The organism is Labrys sp. KB_33_2, from assembly GCF_052114505.1.
Taxonomy (GTDB): Bacteria; Pseudomonadota; Alphaproteobacteria; order Rhizobiales; family Labraceae; genus Labrys.
Genome location: NZ_JBFREW010000023.1, coordinates 26,106 through 42,466 on the forward strand (window position 1 = coordinate 26,106; position 16,361 = coordinate 42,466).

Sequence of the window (16,361 nt, forward strand, 5' to 3'; positions counted from 1 at the left end):
GCGCCTCCAAGACAACCGACTGCGCTCGACACCAGCGATTAGTGGGTGAAGGAGCAGAAATTCCTGCTCCTTTTCTCTTTGTACTGCGTAAGGCTGAGCTGAGGCTGGGCTCACCCTTCCATCATGTGCCCGCATAAGGGCCTTTGAGCCCCAGCCTATCCACAAGTGCGGCATAGCGGTTGGTGTGCTGCACGAGCGATGCGCCGTAGCGTTCGATCAGCGCCGCACGCCGTTGCGGGTCTGTCGTCGCACAAAGAGCTCCCCAGATAGCGGCAAGCGCCTCGGAGGCTGCCCTGGTCTGGGCAAGCACCTCCTCATCGCCGACAGCTCGCGCAATGTCGCCCGCACTCACCGCGCCAATGCCAGGCACTGTCCGAGCACCGGCATTGCTGTAGCCCGGTGGCAGATCACCTTTCAGATTGGTGACGACGCCATAATGAATGACGTCGAAGATCTGATCGATCGCCTGCCTGGCGCCCTCGACCCGCGAAGGATGGTCGGTGTCGGCGGCAGCATGCGGCAGGAGCTCAAGCTTGCCGGGGTGGCGCCTTTCCAGCTTGCGATAGGGCACCATCGGGCCGGACAGCGTACCATCAACCGCGTCGCGGAAAAGATCGGCGTCGATACAGGCATAGGAAACCTTGCCCTTTTCCAGCGCCGCGTCGAGGGCCTCGGCATCAATGACCTCACCGCGGTCGTAGTTGATGAGCACAGCGCCGTCGGCAAGGCGATCGAGAATATCAAAGCCGACCAGCGACTGGTTGGCGAAGCGCCCGCTCTCGGCATCGAGCGGGCCGAGGCCCGTATGCACGGTGAGAACATGGGCCCCCTCGGCCGCCGCCTCGGCGGTCGGAGCGTATTCGAAGCCTTCCGACTCGATCCACTCCTTGTGGCGCGCACGGGCGTGGATGGCGACCCGCATGCCGAAGGCGCTGGCGAGCTTGGCGAGCTCGCGGCCGATATTGCCATAGCCGATGACCGCAACACGGCGGCCTTCGAGTTTTTCGGTCGGGAAGTCGCGCAGATGCTTGCCGGTATCGAATTCGCCGGCAACGACGCGCCGGTGCAATTCGTCGACCTTCAGGTCGGGCGCAACCTTGAGCAGCGCCTTGAAAGCCATCTGGGCCGTCGCACGGCTGTTGAAGCTCGGCGTGTTCATCAGGGGCGCTTCGCCGCCGATGCCGCTGCCGCCACCCCAGGAGGCCGATCCCATATTGCCGGTGCCGGCGCCGATGCGCACGCCGCCAAGCGGGAAGACTGAACCCTTGGGCAGGAACGTCGCCGCGGCAATCACGGCGTCATACTGGCCCTTGTCGGTCTGCGGCAGGATCTCCGCCTCGGTGCTGAGGTCGGGCTGGTAGAAGAAGTGGATGCGTCCTTTCTCCAGCGCCCCCTCGTCTAGGATCGGTCCGAGATGAAAGACACCGCCCTTGGCTTCGATGTGGCGGCGGACTTCCTGGTGATCGGGTTCCCCCTTACCGTTGAAGCGCATGCCGACGAGATCGGCCACCAATACCTTGTAGGCGCGATTTGAATCGTCGCGACGCACGCGCTCGCCGCCGGCGCCGGCGCCGGCGCTCACCGGGAAGGTCTCGCCGAGCTTGGCGAGTTCCTCCTCCAGCACCAAGATCTTGGCGCGCAGATAGGCGTATTCGAGATTGTCGAGCAGGGCGTCGATGTCCTCCGGCGGCCTGATGCCGCCGATCCAGGCACGGTAATCGCCAGGCGTGCCCGGGAAGGCGTTGACATAGCGGGCGACGTCGAGGCCGCGCTCATGCTCACCATTGGGATGGGTGATGCCTTCATAGGCCAGAACCTGCTTGGAGCGCGCGATGATGCGGGCGTGGATGGCGGGGTCGGTGATGTCGGCATCCTTGATGCGCAGCAGCGTCACCGCCGCGCCGCGCCGCTCGGGCTCGGCGACGCCGAGTTCGAACAGGGGGTGTTTGGCCACCCAATCATTCACGGCGGCGCGGTTGCGCACCGAGCGCTTATAGAGATCCTGCACCGACCCGAGGCGCTTTTCTGAACGCAGCAGGCCGAAGGTGGTCTCGGCGAAGGCAAGGGTGGAATAGGTGTTGATTACGCCGCCCAGCATCTTGTCCTGCGCCGGATCGTAGATCGGCCCGACATTGACGGTCCGCTCGCCGGTGAGCGGGCGCTTGGGATCGACAGGCGCCACGATCTTGAGTTGGCGCGGGATCGCCCAGGATGGCGACTTCTGGTTCTTCTCGACGAGGTCCAGCGCCTGCGGCGTGAACGAGACGACAAAATAGCCGGAAATACCGCCGATCGCCTTCTGGAACGGCATGAACATGCAGCATTTATCGATGACGTTCTTCACCGCTTCCTCGCCCCAGGGCATGGCCCCGAGCATGGAGGTGGCGTCGAGCACGGCATGGTGTTCGGCCGGATTGCGGTTGAGCCATTCGATCAGGTTGGCGATGTCCTGGGCAGTATAGGTCGTGGCGCCCGTGGTCTCATGACCGACGCCGATGAAGAGCTTGGCGCCCATCTTCTCCAGGGCATCGGCACTGGGAATGGCGCCTTCCTGCTCGGCGAAATAAATGCGGCTTTCATCGCCATTGCGGGCATGGCGGTGCATCTCGATGAGCTGCGCCCCCCAGGACTGCCGGAAAAAGCCGCCTCCTTTGGCGGCTTCCGATTCCGGTCGGAGCGTGTCGACATAGACATGCTGGCTGGGATCGTTGGCGGTTACCAGATGAAGGGCACAGACCGTGAAACCACTATGGCCGCCGCCGAGCCCGACAGCCATCTTGTTGGCCTTGGGAAACTCGAAATAACGATGAATCTCCCGCATCATGTCAGTGAGGAATTTGTCGGCGGGATAGCCCCGATGCATGCTCCGTCCGACTTCGGCGGTGGTGAAGGGACCCAGATCCGCGCCGTGGTCATCGAGCTTGCGATAGTTCCTCTCGAGCCAGTTGTCGAATTCGAAGCGCAGGAGGCGCGCATCGACCTCGTCCAGCGTGCCGTCAGTGATCGGCCCGACGCCGAAGAAGGGATTGGAAGTACGCGCCGGCGGCCCGGAACGCGTCAGTTCGAGAGTCTTGTCGCGCTGTGCCTTCAACGTCTGGGCATTCGCCATCGGTCGGCGTCTCCTATTTGGGTGAAAGAGGCTCTTGTTGCCCGATAATAGCCGGCGCTTGCTGCCGCAAATATCGCGAGGCCGACTCAACATTCGCCTTGTTGCGCATTTCCGCGTGCATCTGGCGGCCAGGCCAATCCGACCGGATCGCCATGATGACAGTGAGGCAGACCGGGAGGCATTCAAGCCCTCCAGCCCGAAGCCCGATGCGAACCTTCTCCCCTCCCCCATAGGGCTTGCGCACGGCCCGGCGGATATCCTTGATCACCGCCTCGGCAGGTAGCTTTCCATTCCGGTTTTTTGTCTCATTGGTGTTGACGCCACACAGTCAGTCCGCCCGCGTTGGGACTACGAGCTGCTCCCTGTATTCGGCCGGCCCGACCTGAACGTCCTTCAGGAAAGCCCGCCGCATGTTCTCCACGTCCGAGAACCCACATTGAACGGCAATGGAGGAGATGCTGTTGCTCGTCTTTTCCAACAGGCTCCTTGCCACCTCGATGCGCATGCGGCGGATCGTCTTGGCGGGGGTGTCTCCAACGGCCTCCTTATATTGACGGGCAAATGTCCTCGGACTCATGCCCATCCAGTCGGCGAGCACCTCGATATCAAGCCGGCGCGATAGATTTGTCATGACCCATTCATGAAGGGCGCCGAAGCGGCTGCCGATGTCTCGGCTCTGTGCGGCCAGCGGAATGCTGATTTGCGCCTGGCCTCCCGGCCGGTGCATGAAGACCAGCAGGGTTCGGGCCACGTCCAGGGCAAGAGCCCTGCCATGATCCTCCTCGATCATTGCCAGAGCCATGTCGATCCCCGACGTCATGCCGGCGGAGGTCCAGACATTGCCGCGCCGCGCATATAGACAGTTCGATAATACCGTCATGGAAGAGAAACGCTTTGTCATCGACGCATGCCATCGCCAGTGCATCACGACGTCGGCACCATCTAAAAGGCCGGCCTCAGCCAATAGAAATGTACCCATAGACAAGGATCCGATACGTCTAATCCTCGTCTTTGTTTCTTTCAACCATCCTATCAGCGCAGCTTCACCCGTGTAATTCAAAAATTTATATGAACTAATAACCAAAAGTGTATCTATTTTTTCCGCACTTAAATCAAATATACAATTTGAATCCAACTTTATACCGCTATCGAGCGGAATTACTCCACCATATGGTGAAGCGACAGTAATTTGATATGCCCTATCCTTGTACCTCAAACCAACTTCGTGAAAAGCCTGTATCGGGCCAGCGGCATCAAGTGTAATCGCGTTCTCTGTGATCAGGATTACGACTTCTCTCGGAGAATTTGATGTGGTCGTGGCAGAAAATGAGGTCAATTTGTCCTCCACAAATCTGCGAGAGCACACCTAATCTCTATCTTGTCCCGATGATGTAAATGGACGCTCCCCCAGAAATAGTGGATATCACCCCTTAGGTATCTAAATCGTCTATGACCGTCATCCGGAGGGTATTTGCCATGAACGGAGAGGCACTGGTCGCGTTCGTCATTTTTCTGTTTCCACTCGCCTACAGCCCAGGACCGGGCAACACCTTCTTCGCAACGCTCGGAGCCACCGGCGGCTTTCGGGCAGCAGTGCCGGCCCTTGTGGGCTATCACGTCGCCACATTCATCGTGACGTTGCTGATCGGGCTCGGGGTGGGGCTGACCCTCCTGTCGGAGCCCCATGTGGCAAAAATCCTGAATATAGCCGGAGCACTCTATGTGTTGTGGCTGGGCATCAAGTTTGCTCAGGCAGCTTTCGCCACCCCTCAAAGCGAACTGGACGCGACGACGGAGGGGCGCGCAAGCTTTCTGGATGGAGCCGTAATACTTCTTCTAAATCCAAAGGCTTACTTAATAATAGGCCTCATATTTACTCAATTCATGGGAAATTATGACGACAAAGTAGGTCACGTTTTTAGCATAGCCACAATATTTACTGTCAACAATCTGATTGCCTTTGCCGTGTGGACTCTGGCTGGAGCCGCCATCGCACGCCTGTTTAGCGGAGGAACGTCGGGTCGAGGTGTCAACATCTTCTTCTCGGTCTGCTTGATCGGCGTAGCGATATGGATGTTCCTGCCCGTGCTCCACACCTAACTGGTGGCGCCAGCCACCGTCCCAAACAGAGGTGGGCACCATGCATATCAGGACGGAACGAGCTGACGGTTGGACTGACGAATATGGCGGCGCCTTTCGCCGGCTCTATCCCTGGAAGGGCGTGACGGTGCCGCCCTGGGGTGGAGCCGTCATGAAGGTCATGCCGGGTCAGCAATCGATTCCACATGATCACGATGAAGAAGAAACATTCATCTTCATTTCGGGAAGCGGCACGATAACGGTGGACGGCGAAACCAGCCCTGTAGCCAGCGGTGACGTCGTCTATCTGCCCCGCTTCTCACGGCACTTCGTCGACAATACCTCCCGGGACGAGGAGCTTGCATTTCTCTGCGTCTGGTGGGGCGCTCCGGAAGCAGATGCGAAGGGAGCCTGACCCGATGTCCCGCACCTTTATCGTAACGGCCACGCCCCCCACACCGAACGGTGACTTTCACGTCGGGCATCTTTCGGGGCCCTATCTCGGCGCCGACATCTTCTCGCGCTATCAGCGTATGCGCGGCAATCAAGTCCGCTATGTCTGCTCGGCCGATCGCAACCAGAGCTATGTCGTGACCACGGCCGAACGCCTGGGCAAGAATCCCGATCGCATGGCCACCACCTGCCATGGCGAAATGCGCCAGACGCTGGAAGCCGCCGACATCCGCATGGATGCGTTCAACATGGTGGACGATGACCACGTTGCCTTCGTCCAATCCTTCCTCGCAAAGGTGGAGGCCAATGGTCACGCCGTGCGCAAACCATGGCGTTTCCCCTATTCGGTGTCAGAGGATCGCTATCTGTTCGAATCCTTTGTTTCCGGCCATTGTCCGGTCTGCTGGTCGCCGACAGCGGGTGCTATCTGCGAGGCTTGCGGCCATCCCAACGATACGCGCACTCTCGAACTGGTTTCCTCCAGCCGCTCGGCCGGCGACATCGACTATCGCGAGGTCGAGATCGCCGTCCTGGAGCTCGAACGTTTCCGCAGCCAGTTCACGGCCTTCTACGAAAGCAAGCGCGGCATCTGGCGACCCCATGTCGTCGAATTTGCCTTCGAGATGCTGTCCAAGCCGCTACCGGACTACCCTCTCACCTATCCGTCCGACTGGGGCATCCCCGCCCCCTTCGCCGGCCTCGAAGGCCAGGTCCTGAATGTCTGGGCGGAAATGCTGCCAGGCCTGATCAATTCCACGCGGATCGCGGACGGCGAAAAGTCGACCGGCGACGGTGGAAGGACCGGCCTTTGGAGCCTTGGCCGGCAGGCCGAGCTCGTCGAGTTCCTCGGCTATGACAACAGCTTCTTCTTCACCTTCGTGCATCCGGCCCTGGCCTGGGCCCATGGTGATTGCAGGATCGTCGACACCATTCTCACCAATGAATTCTTCGAACTCGAGAACTTCAAGTTCTCGACATCGAAGGGACACCTGATCTGGGGACGCGATCTTCTGCGCGAACGGGACGTCAACGCCGTCCGGTTCTATCTTGCCCTGGCAAATCCCGAATATCAGAAGATGAACTTCACGCAAGGCGCCATGGACGAACTGGTCGAGGTTCGCCTGTCCCGGCCTTATAAGGAAGCGGCCAGCGGCATCCTCGAGGCGGCCGCGGCACTCGGGTTATCGGGCCAGCGCTGGCGTATCGACGAGCGGACCGCGGGGCGTCTTGGCGGCGTGCTTGCTCGCTTCGCCCGTTTCCACGAAATCGAAACCTTCAGCCCCCAGCGTATTGCCGAGCATCTGAGCCAACTGCTGGTGCGCATTGCTGCCGGCAGCCGGCATGCCCTTTCGCCCCGCCTCGCCAGGGCCGAGGCGATCGAGGAAGTTCGCTACCTGGCGGCGCTTTTCCAACTGGTCCTGCCGCTCATAACCCGCCCCTTGATGCCCGCCTTCAGCGATCGCCTCAGCCAGGCTTTCGCGAAAGGTGCCACCGACGCCTGGCCAGCCAGCCTGGCTGGCCAGGAGTGTCAGATCGAGGCTGCGACCTATGGCCAGGCGCTCGCTGCCGCCTGGTTCGACCGGGAACCCGCCCTGAGGAGAGCATCGTGAAGCCTCCCGTCATCGACATCATCGGCATTGGCTTCGGCCCGGCCAATCTCGCCCTCGCCGTTGCCCTCGACGACGCCGGCTTTTCCGGGTCCCTCCACTTCATCGAGGCCCGGCCCGCATTTGCCTGGCAGCCCACCATGCTGCTTCGCGGCAGCGACATCCAGCATAACCCGCTGCGAGACCTGATCACCCCCGTCAATCCCAGGAGCCGCTACGGCTTCGTGAATTACCTGCATCAGTCGGGGCGTTTCTTCGACTATCTCAATCTCGGCAGCGCCTATCCGCTACGCCGTGAATTTGCGCATTATGTCGAATGGGTGTCCGGGCACTTCTCGCATCTGGTTTCCTATGATCGGACCGCGAGCAGTCTACAGGTGGTTCACGGCTCCGGTGCGGACCGACTGCTCCAGGTCGATTGCGTTGACGGCAGCCGCTATCTGGCTCGCGCTGTCGTCGTAGGACCGGGGCGCAGTGCCAACATCCCGGAGGCTTTCGCCGGCCTCCTGGGCGAGAAGATCTTCCACCTGTCGGACTATCTGCCCAGGATCACGCAGTTGTCCCAGCCGGAGAAGATCGTCGTCGTCGGCGCCAGCCAGAGTGCCGTCGAGATCATGCTCGATCTCGATGGCCGCTTTCCGCAAGCCGAGATCTACGGCCTGATGCGTGGTTATGGCTACAGGCTCAAGGATACCAGCCCCTTCACCGGCGAGATCTACTTTCCGCAGTTTACGGATTACTTCCATGCCGCCTCCTGGGACGGGCGGATGGCGCTGTCCCGGGAACTGAGATCGACCAACTACTCGGCTGCCGATGCCGATGTGATCAATCAGCTCTATCTCCGGCGCTATGAATCGCATCTGGAGGGAAGGCCGAACCATCTCAACATCATCAACAACGCCGATATCCGGCGTTGCATCTCGGATGGCAGCAAAACCAGGCTCACAATCCAGGATCGCTATGCGCAGGCAGTGCGTGAACTGGCGGCGGACGCAGTGGTCCTCGCCACCGGGTTCCTCGACTTGGGAAGCGGCGGCCAGCGGGAGCTGATCCATCCTCTCCTGAGCGACCTTTGCGGCGACTATGAGTTCCACCCTGTCCAGGGCCTCGCAGTTGCGAGGGACTACAGCTTGGTGGGGTCGGATGCGCCGCCGGTCTATCTCAACGGCCTGTGCGAGAGTTCCCACGGCTTCGGCGATGCGGGCTCCTTCTCGCTTCTTTCGATCCGGGCACGGGACATTGCAATATCCGCCGCCCAGCGTCTCGACAGACGGGCGCCGATACGCCCCCCTCCGAAGCTGGCGACCGCCATGCGTGCTTAGAGCGTTTTTCAGGAAAGTCGATAGACGTTCCAATTAAGAAAACGCGTTAAAACAAAGAGTTAGAGAAAAATGATGTTTCGAAGACAAGTCATTTTTCTCTAGCGCGGCTTCCCAATGAGACAAGCCTGCCCCTGTTCGAGATGGTTCGGACCACGATCCGCCAACCATGTCGCACAACCTGTATCCAGTATGGAGAATGCCAAGATGACAGGTTCCATCGACAATACTCACGAACTGGTCTGCATCGGCTTCGGCCCAGCGGCGATTGCCGTGGCCGCCGCCATCGAGGACAATGTCCGCGCCGGCTCGTTGCCCCCCGACATGCGCAACAGGGTCGTCTTTCTGGAAAAGCAATCGAGCACGGCCTGGCAGGGCGGCCTCCTCCTGCCGGGGACCAACATCAACCACAACCATTATCGGGATCTGGCAACGCCGAGGGACCCTGGCAGCGCTTTCACCTTCGCGCGCTATCTCAAGGCCCAGGGCAGGCTGTTCGAGCACGGCGCCTGGAGCGGAGCCGTAAGCCGGATCGAATGGTCCGACTATGTCGGCTGGGCCGCCGGCCAGCTCGGCCAGTATGTGCGCTATGGCGAAGCCGTGGAATCGATCGGCCCCGCTTCGGACGGCGAGCGACGCACCCTGACAGTCACCTCCGGCAAGGGGCGTTATCGCGCCCGCCAGGTGATGCTGGCTTGCGGCATGGAACCCTTCCTGCCCGAACAGTTCGAGGCGGTTCCCCACCATCTCGCCCGTCACGCCGGCAACTATCTCTATTATCGCAAGGAACTCGACGAGCGCATTCATGCCTCGGCCGGCAAACCCCTGCACGTCGCCATTGTCGGCTCCGGCCTCAGCGCCGCGGAAATCATGCATGATCTGTTGACGCGACATGAGTCGGACCGCATCCATGTCACGTCGCTTCATCGGGGACTGCCGTTCCGGCAATATGACATGTCCCAGTTCTCGAACCAGATCTACATGCCGCCTGAGGCCGTTCGCTTTTCGGCGGCAACGCCGGCCGCCCGGCGCCGGATCTTCGAAAAATCCTGGGCGACCAATTTCTCGGGCGTCGACGCCGAATGCTCGGCGCAGGAATGGAACTTCCTCTACGAACGGCGCCTGATGGGCCTGTCGAACGCCACGATCATAGACCGGCACGAGATCGATACCGTCCAGGAAATCGGCGGGCGCATCAGCCTTCGACTACGCGACATCATGACGGAAGACCATGCTGCCCCGATCGAGGCGGATTTCGTCATCCTCGCCACCGGATATCGCGATACCGCGCCCGATCGCCTGCTTTCGGGCATCGAGAGCGAGGTCGAGCGCGAATATGACGGCCTGCTCGCCATCACGCCCGACTACAGGCTCAAGACCTCCGACCGGGTGAGTGTGCCCATCTGGATGAACGGCCATTGCGAGCATACGCATGGCATTGCCGATACGCAGTCCTTCAGCCTGATCGCCTACAAGGCGGACAGGATCTTCGAGGGCATTCGATCGCACCTGCAGGCCAGCCTGCCGCACCCGATCGATCAGCGCAGCGAGGAGAAAAAGCAGATGAGTGCCGCCTAAGGCATCTTGCGGCTTGAGGCAGCCGCCAGTCGCAAGGGGCGCTCTAGCCAATCCATCGGATTGGCTTGGAAACTAGGCGTTGGAGCAAACAAGCATCCCGCCATGAACGCGCTTGTTCCAGCGCGCTCGACAAACTGTTCTTCAGGGAGATTGAAATGTCCATTGAAGTCATCGAGCGACACGAGTCGCAGGTTCGCACCTATTGCCGCCATTTCCCCGCGCTCTTCAAGCGGGCGGAAGGAAGCCATGTCTTCGACTCCCAGGGCCGACGATATCTTGATTTCCTGGCGGGGGCCGGCTCGCTCAATTATGGACACAACAATCCATATCTGCGCGAGGCCCTGATCAACCATCTCAATGAGAATGGTATCTGCCAATCGCTTGACCTCTACACCACCGCCAAGGCCGAGTTCATGGAGGCCTTTTTCGATCATGTCCTGACGCCGCGAAACCTGGCGGACTATCGCGTTCAATTCGTCGGTCCCACCGGCACCAACGCCGTCGAGGCCGCCTTCAAGCTCGCCCGCAAAGTCACCGGCCGGGCCCAGATCGTCGCCTTCACCCGTGGCTTCCACGGCGTGTCGCTGGGTGCCCTGGCCGCCAGTGCCGAGAACGGCAAGCGCCGGGCCGCAGGCCAGCCCCTGAACAATGTCCTCAGGGCGCCGTTCGAAGGCTATTTCGGCCAGAAGGTCGATACGATCGCCATCCTCGAGAAATTTCTCGATGATCCCAATTCGGGATGGGAGGCTCCGGCAGCCTTCGTCGTCGAGGTGGTCCAAGGCGAGGGAGGTCTCGAATCCGCCTCGCCGAGCTGGCTGCAGCGATTGGCCGCCCTCGCCAGCCGGCTGGGATCGCTGCTGATCGTCGACGAAATCCAGACCGGCTGCGGGCGTACCGGCGACTTCTTCGCCTTCGAGGCCAGCGGCATCAAGCCGGACCTCATCTGCGTCTCCAAGTCGATCAGCGGTTTTGGATTGCCGATGTCGTTGCTGCTGATACGCAGCGAGCACGATCAATGGGCACCCGGCGAACACAATGGCACTTTCCGCGGTTCGAACCTGTCCTTCGTGACCGCGGCAGCCGCCATCCGTCATTACTGGCTCACCGACGATTTCATCGACGAGGTCCGCGCCAATGCCGTCATCGTGCGTTCGGGGCTCAATGAAATCGCCTCGCGCCATCGCGGCGTGACCGTGATGGGCCGAGGCATGATGCTCGGCCTGCGCTTTTCCGCAGAAGGCCGCGCCGACGCCGTGTCCAGGGCCTGTTTCGAGCAAGGCCTCATCGTCGAGACCTGCGGGCCGCATGGCAACACGCTCAAATTGCTGCCGCCCCTGACGACGCCCGAAGCCCTCCTGGAAGAAGGGATCGAGATCATTGCGCGCTGCACGGCCTTGAGCGAGCCCAGAACCGAGCTGCTTGCGGGTGCTGCGTGAGCGGATGACGACGGTGGCGGCACCGTGGATGCCCATCTCGGCCGCCGCCTCTTCGATGGCGCATGACGCCCGATCTCCTGCCACGGAGGACTTTGTTCTTGAACAAGCATCTGCGCATCGGACTGGCCGCCAATGACGGCGGTGCTCACACGCAAGAACTGCTCGATGCCTTCGTGGTGGCCAAGGCCTGGCTCGGCGTCGAGGCGTCCTACATCTGGGAGAACGACGAACGCGAGCCAAAGGCGGCGGCGCGGGCCGCCCAACGCATGGCCGATAGCGGCGTTCCCATCGTCGTCGGCCATCTCAGCGCGGCCGCGGCCGTCGCCGCCGTTCCCGTCTACGCAGCACGGAACATGGCTTTCATTGCCCCGGCCACCAGCCACCCGCGCCTCAATCCCCAGGGTTGGCCCGGGGTATTGCGGGCTTTCGGCACGGACGGCCAGACAGCGCAGTCGATGGTGGCGATCGCTCCCCCCGGGGAGAGCTCCGCAATCTGCTTTCAGCGCCAGACCTATAGCCAGGCGCTAGCATCGGAACTGCGGCAACGGCTCGAAGCGAAAGGTCACGCGCCCGCTTTGATCGAAATCACCGGCGACGCCGGCCTTGCAGCGTTACCTTCAGGGGTTTCTACGCTCTATATTGCAGGAATTCACGAATTCTGCGCCGACGTGGCGAGAGAAACAAGAAAACGGAAACTCGGTTGCACGATATCCGTTGGCGATGATTGCTATACGCCCAGTTTCGTCCAACGAGCATCCGGAGCGGCCGAGGGATGCCGCATCTCGACCCAGATCCTCTCCGCCCTGCTGGGCGAGAGTGACGATGCGCCGGCCCAGGGATATCTCCCAACTTCGGTCATAGCCTTGACGGTCGCCCTGCAGGCAACAGCTCTTTTTCCCGAGCTGAACGGAGCCGAGCTTGGGGAGGCCATTCGAGCCTGCAGCTGGAACACGCCCTATGGCGCGATAACGTTCGACGAACACGGCAATTTGCGCGACCTGAGCGCCGTATCCTTCGTGGTCGACAACGGAACTATTCGCCATTTCCGAGGGACCGCGTCCTAGGAACGCGCTCGGCCCGTATCATCGATACGGGCCGAGAAACCTCTTCTGCTCAAATCTACCAGAAGATGGAAATAATGCCTGAATCAATCCGTATAATAGCGATAGGTGATTAAAATCTGGATCGAGAGGAAAGAGATTACAGAAACAGGATAGATATATTTTGCAGCCGGGAGAATGACGGTGAGTATCTGATCACTCATTTTTGCCTCGCAAATTTGGTATCGCTCTTGCCATAAATATTTTGTGCGGCTGTGAAGAGCAGATTGGAAGATAACTCTGGAATACCGATGGTAGTCATCCTTATCGACAGATCGTAGAAAATCGTCGGCCCGATCCTTTAATCAACCATCACCGAACGAACTGCACATTCCCTATCGCCATTGTTGTGATAATAGCTGGCAACTGCCTCACAAGTTTGTCGGGAAGCCGGTTGTTTTGTAAGAAAGTGTCGCAGGGCCCTGTTAAAACCAGAGCGAGCGCAAGTGTCCTGGCTTTTGCGGCATTCGGAGAATGAGCCTCGTCGGAGACGAGCTCCGAGCCAGGCAATGCCGGGCCGTTAGCAGCGACGGGATCGTGACGGCCATACACTGGAAGTGTTGATGACATCGCGAATGGCACCTGCCCGATCGAGTATCCGTAGGGGCGGTCCCAACGGTATCCAAATGTCACAGGGAGCGCCGGCGCAAGCTTTTCGACAAATCTCCGGCCAGCCGGCGAAGTCACGCGACAAACGGTGCTTACGGTCATGCCATGCAACTGGAGGCTGGACCGTGACATCCTTTGCAGATTTTTCCACGCGATCAAAGATCGTCGACGATGAGGTGCCTTTTGTCGGCGACCCGGCCTATGAGCAACTGGATGGCCCTGCTGCCATCGCCTATCGCCGCGCCGGCGGCACGCTTTTCGATATCCTGGTCATCGCCTCGATTCCCATGATCATCGTCTTGAACCTGCTCGTCTCGCCGGATCCGCATGCAAAAGACCCGACCGGTCCTATTTCAGTCGCTACAATCACCGGCTCATCGCCGACGGCGACAACACCGCGCCAAATATACCTGTCGTCCATCAAATCGGCCAAGCTGCCCTGCGCCCTTGCGATTTGAAGCGCTCCCCTCAAATCACCAGACGCCACAGCAGCTACGGCGCACGCTTATCGTGCCGATTGAAGAGGTTGGCATACCGTCCCATGCTCTGAAAGCCACGACATGGGTCCATGCTAGGGTGATGGTAGTATCGACCGGAAGACGCACCGTAGCGCGACGGCATTGACGCCTGCGCGCAGTCACGCTCGGGCCCGGCGGGCAGTGACGAGCGGCAGACCGATCACTGCCCGCAATCCCTTGGTCTGGTTGAAGAGCCGGATATCACCGCCATGGTGGCGGGCGATAGCCCGGGCAATCGACAAGCCGAGGCCGACCCCGCCCGTTTCACGATTGCGCGAATGCTCGAGGCGGAAGAAGGGAGCGAACACCTGTTCGCCCGCATTCTCCGGGATGCCTGGCCCATCATCTTCGACGACGATGTCGATGCTCTCCGCCGAGCGCGCCAGTGTTACCCGAGCACGCTCGCCATAGCGCACGGCGTTCTCGACCAGATTGCGGATGGCACGCCGCAAGGCGTCGGGGCGACAACGATAGCTGATCTTCGGGCCGTCGAGAAAGGCAACGTTCTGGCCGATCTCGACCAGATCGTCACACAGGCTTTCCACCAAGGCGGAGAGATCGACGGTGCGGGTGGTCTCGGCGGTTGCCTGCTCGCGCGCAAAAGCCAGTGCCGATTCCGTCATGGTCTGGATCTCGGCAATGGTCTTGAGCATCTTTTCCTGGATCTCCGGGTCCGAAACAAATTCGGCTCGAAGGCGCAACGAGGTCAGCGGCGTGCGCAGATCGTGCCCGATGGCCGCGAGCATGCGGGTGCGGTCTTCGACGAAGCGCTGCAGCCGGGCCTGCATGCGGTTGAAGGCCTCGGCAGTCTGCCGGATGTCGTCGGGGCCCGACTCCGGCAAAGGCGGCACGGCCTCGCCTCGCCCCAGCAGTTCCGCTGCGCTCGCTAGGCGTCGCATCGGCCGGGCAATGCCCCGCGCCACCAATATGGCGATGACTGACAGCACCAGGGCGGTGATGCCGAGGGAGAGAGCCGATTGCGAGGTCCAGAAGGTGTTGTGATAGTTCTTGGCATAGGCGGCGTTGAGCCACATCCCCCGATCGAGCTCGACGGCCAGCCCCATGCCGATCGCGGTGTCGAGATATTGAAACTTCGCCGGGCGGGCCAGCAGCCAGGACTGGGGTGCGATCTCCATCCAGCGGGCCGGTTCGCTGGCAAAAGCAGCACCGGCTGGCGTGTCCGGCACGGCCGCGATCACCGGGCCGCGGTTCGATTTGGGATGGACGGGCATTTTGGCAGGAGGGAGTGGCTGGTGAAGGCGCACCCAGGCGTCCTTGGCCCAGGCCGTCGCATCGACAGGCTCCTGGTCTGACAACCAGAAGCGCGAATAGATCGTGCCGCTAACGGCAAGAATGTCGCCATGGACCGCGTCCGGCGTCGCATTCAGCGACAAAGCGAGCGAAGCCGCCCGGCTGAAGAACTCCCCCTTGGCCGCCGCCCGCATGGCCTGGCCGCGCTCATCCCAAGAGACGAGAAAGCCGATGCCCTGCGAGACCGCCAGGGCCAGCAGCATGAATGTGATGATCTGGGCAGCCAGGCTGCGCCGCCACAAGGTCATCATGCCTGTTCGACCTCCGCGGTAAAACTGTAGCCGCCGCCCCAATGAGTCTTGATGAGCATGGGATTTTTCGGATCGAACTCGATCTTCTTGCGCAGCCGGCTGACCTGGTTGTCGATGCTGCGGTCGAAGGTGTCGGCCGCCCGGCCGACCGTGAGATCGAGCAATTGATCACGGCTCAGCACCAGGCCGGCATGGTCGAGGAAGGCCGTCAGCAGCCGGAACTCGGCCGTGCTCAGGGGGATGGCGACACCGTCCGATCCAGCAAGCTCGCGCCGGCCGACATTGAGCTGCCAGCGATCGAAACGCAGGGTCTTGGCCTTCAACGCACCGCGCTGGGGCGGCAGGCTGTTGACCCGGCGCAGCACCGCCTTGATCCGCGCCAGCAATTCGCGCGGATTGAACGGCTTGGTGAGATAGTCATCAGCCCCCATTTCGAGGCCGATGATCCTGTCGGTGTCATCGACCATGGCCGTGAGGAAAATGATCGGCACCACCGTGGTGCTGCGCAGATGACGGCAGACGCTCAATCCGTCCTCGCCCGGCATCATCACGTCGAGGATGATGAGATCGGGCGCATTGCGTTCCAGCAGACGCCGCAACGCCGCCGCGTTCTCGGCCACGCTGACGCGATAGCCATGCTGTGTGAGATATTTGCCGACGAGGTCACGGATGTCACGATGATCGTCGACCACCGCAATATGGGGCACCGATTCCATGCATGACACTCCGACCTAAGGCGACCGGGACAAGGCAGGTTCTTCGTACCGCATCCATCGCTTCCTGTTCCACTCTCCATTGTAATGGCGTCGTAGCGGGCTGGGTAGACCGGCCGCGATGGCAAATCGACTTGAACTGTATCGAATTGTATCCGGCCGATATCGCGCCATAGCTTGTGACACTTTTCCTGCGCCTGCCAGAATTCTGCAGATCTCGCCGCTCGCGCGGCCCCCGGACTCGATGGCGAGAATTTCCTCGCCCTCGAGGAGACATC

General features: G+C 60.9%; 12 protein-coding genes. 8 read left to right on the top strand and 4 right to left on the bottom strand.

Features of this window, described 5'->3' with window-relative positions; genetic code table 11:
* Positions 1–121: 121 nt before the first annotated feature.
* Together AB4037_RS30485 and AB4037_RS30490 are read right to left on the bottom strand one after the other, a co-directional pair.
* Complete coding sequence (locus tag AB4037_RS30485) at positions 122–3,109, bottom strand: NAD(P)-dependent oxidoreductase (protein ID WP_441774059.1); 2,988 nt, start codon at positions 3,107–3,109, stop codon at positions 122–124.
* Between the two features lie 328 nt (positions 3,110–3,437).
* Entirely contained in the window at positions 3,438–4,475 is a 1,038-nt protein-coding gene (locus AB4037_RS30490; protein WP_441774060.1) for a GlxA family transcriptional regulator, read from the bottom strand.
* 110 nt (positions 4,476–4,585) lie between these two features.
* On the opposite strand from AB4037_RS30490, the gene AB4037_RS30495 reads away from it, so the two are divergent.
* The 8 genes from AB4037_RS30495 (at position 4,586) to AB4037_RS30530 (ending at position 13,748) form a co-directional block, all read left to right on the top strand.
* A complete protein-coding gene (locus tag AB4037_RS30495) occupies positions 4,586–5,209 on the top strand; it encodes a LysE family translocator (protein ID WP_434961093.1) in 624 nt (207 codons plus the stop codon).
* Between the two features lie 40 nt (positions 5,210–5,249).
* On the top strand, positions 5,250–5,603 hold the full coding sequence (locus AB4037_RS30500) for a cupin domain-containing protein (protein WP_441774061.1): 354 nt from the start codon (positions 5,250–5,252) through the stop codon (positions 5,601–5,603).
* Between the two features lie 4 nt (positions 5,604–5,607).
* Positions 5,608–7,251, top strand: a complete 1,644-nt coding sequence (locus AB4037_RS30505; protein WP_441774062.1) for a class I tRNA ligase family protein — start codon at positions 5,608–5,610, stop codon at positions 7,249–7,251.
* A complete protein-coding gene (locus AB4037_RS30510; protein WP_441774063.1) occupies positions 7,248–8,570 on the top strand; it encodes a SidA/IucD/PvdA family monooxygenase in 1,323 nt (440 codons plus the stop codon). Before AB4037_RS30505 ends, AB4037_RS30510 begins: the two co-directional genes overlap by 4 nt.
* A 204-nt stretch (positions 8,571–8,774) precedes the next feature.
* Complete coding sequence (locus tag AB4037_RS30515) at positions 8,775–10,145, top strand: SidA/IucD/PvdA family monooxygenase (protein ID WP_441774064.1); 1,371 nt, start codon at positions 8,775–8,777, stop codon at positions 10,143–10,145.
* Positions 10,146–10,300: 155 nt separating this feature from the next.
* Entirely contained in the window at positions 10,301–11,581 is a 1,281-nt protein-coding gene (ectB, locus tag AB4037_RS30520) for a diaminobutyrate--2-oxoglutarate transaminase (RefSeq protein WP_441774065.1), read from the top strand.
* Between the two features lie 98 nt (positions 11,582–11,679).
* Positions 11,680–12,645, top strand: a complete 966-nt coding sequence (locus AB4037_RS30525) for an ABC transporter substrate-binding protein (RefSeq protein ID WP_434961099.1) — start codon at positions 11,680–11,682, stop codon at positions 12,643–12,645.
* 662 nt (positions 12,646–13,307) lie between these two features.
* Positions 13,308–13,748 carry a hypothetical protein gene (locus AB4037_RS30530; protein ID WP_441774066.1) on the top strand — a complete coding sequence of 147 codons (441 nt, stop codon included), beginning with the start codon at positions 13,308–13,310 and terminating at the stop codon, positions 13,746–13,748.
* Between the two features lie 179 nt (positions 13,749–13,927).
* Here the strand turns inward: AB4037_RS30530 and AB4037_RS30535 are convergent, their stop codons facing one another.
* Both AB4037_RS30535 and AB4037_RS30540 read right to left on the bottom strand, forming a co-directional pair.
* The gene (locus AB4037_RS30535; protein WP_441774067.1) at positions 13,928–15,370 is read right to left on the bottom strand and encodes an ATP-binding protein; all 1,443 of its coding nucleotides are present in this window, start codon (positions 15,368–15,370) and stop codon (positions 13,928–13,930) included.
* Positions 15,367–16,086 (bottom strand): response regulator, encoded by a 720-nt coding sequence (locus AB4037_RS30540; RefSeq protein WP_434961102.1) that lies wholly within the window; start codon positions 16,084–16,086, stop codon positions 15,367–15,369. The genes AB4037_RS30535 and AB4037_RS30540 overlap by 4 nt, the downstream gene beginning before the upstream one ends.
* Positions 16,087–16,361: the final 275 nt, after the last annotated feature.

What these genes read in the sequence shown, in the direction of transcription:
- AB4037_RS30535 (WP_441774067.1), bottom strand. Translation starts at nt 15,370, where the DNA reads ATGATGACCTTGTGGCGGCGCAGCCTGGCTGCCCAGATCATCACATTC.
- AB4037_RS30515 (WP_441774064.1), top strand. Translation starts at nt 8,775, where the DNA reads ATGACAGGTTCCATCGACAATACTCACGAACTGGTCTGCATCGGCTTC.
- AB4037_RS30530 (WP_441774066.1), top strand. Translation starts at nt 13,308, where the DNA reads ATGTCACAGGGAGCGCCGGCGCAAGCTTTTCGACAAATCTCCGGCCAG.
- AB4037_RS30485 (WP_441774059.1), bottom strand. Translation starts at nt 3,109, where the DNA reads ATGGCGAATGCCCAGACGTTGAAGGCACAGCGCGACAAGACTCTCGAA.
- AB4037_RS30505 (WP_441774062.1), top strand. Translation starts at nt 5,608, where the DNA reads ATGTCCCGCACCTTTATCGTAACGGCCACGCCCCCCACACCGAACGGT.
- ectB (WP_441774065.1), top strand. Translation starts at nt 10,301, where the DNA reads ATGTCCATTGAAGTCATCGAGCGACACGAGTCGCAGGTTCGCACCTAT.
- AB4037_RS30500 (WP_441774061.1), top strand. Translation starts at nt 5,250, where the DNA reads ATGCATATCAGGACGGAACGAGCTGACGGTTGGACTGACGAATATGGC.
- AB4037_RS30495 (WP_434961093.1), top strand. Translation starts at nt 4,586, where the DNA reads ATGAACGGAGAGGCACTGGTCGCGTTCGTCATTTTTCTGTTTCCACTC.
- AB4037_RS30540 (WP_434961102.1), bottom strand. Translation starts at nt 16,086, where the DNA reads ATGGAATCGGTGCCCCATATTGCGGTGGTCGACGATCATCGTGACATC.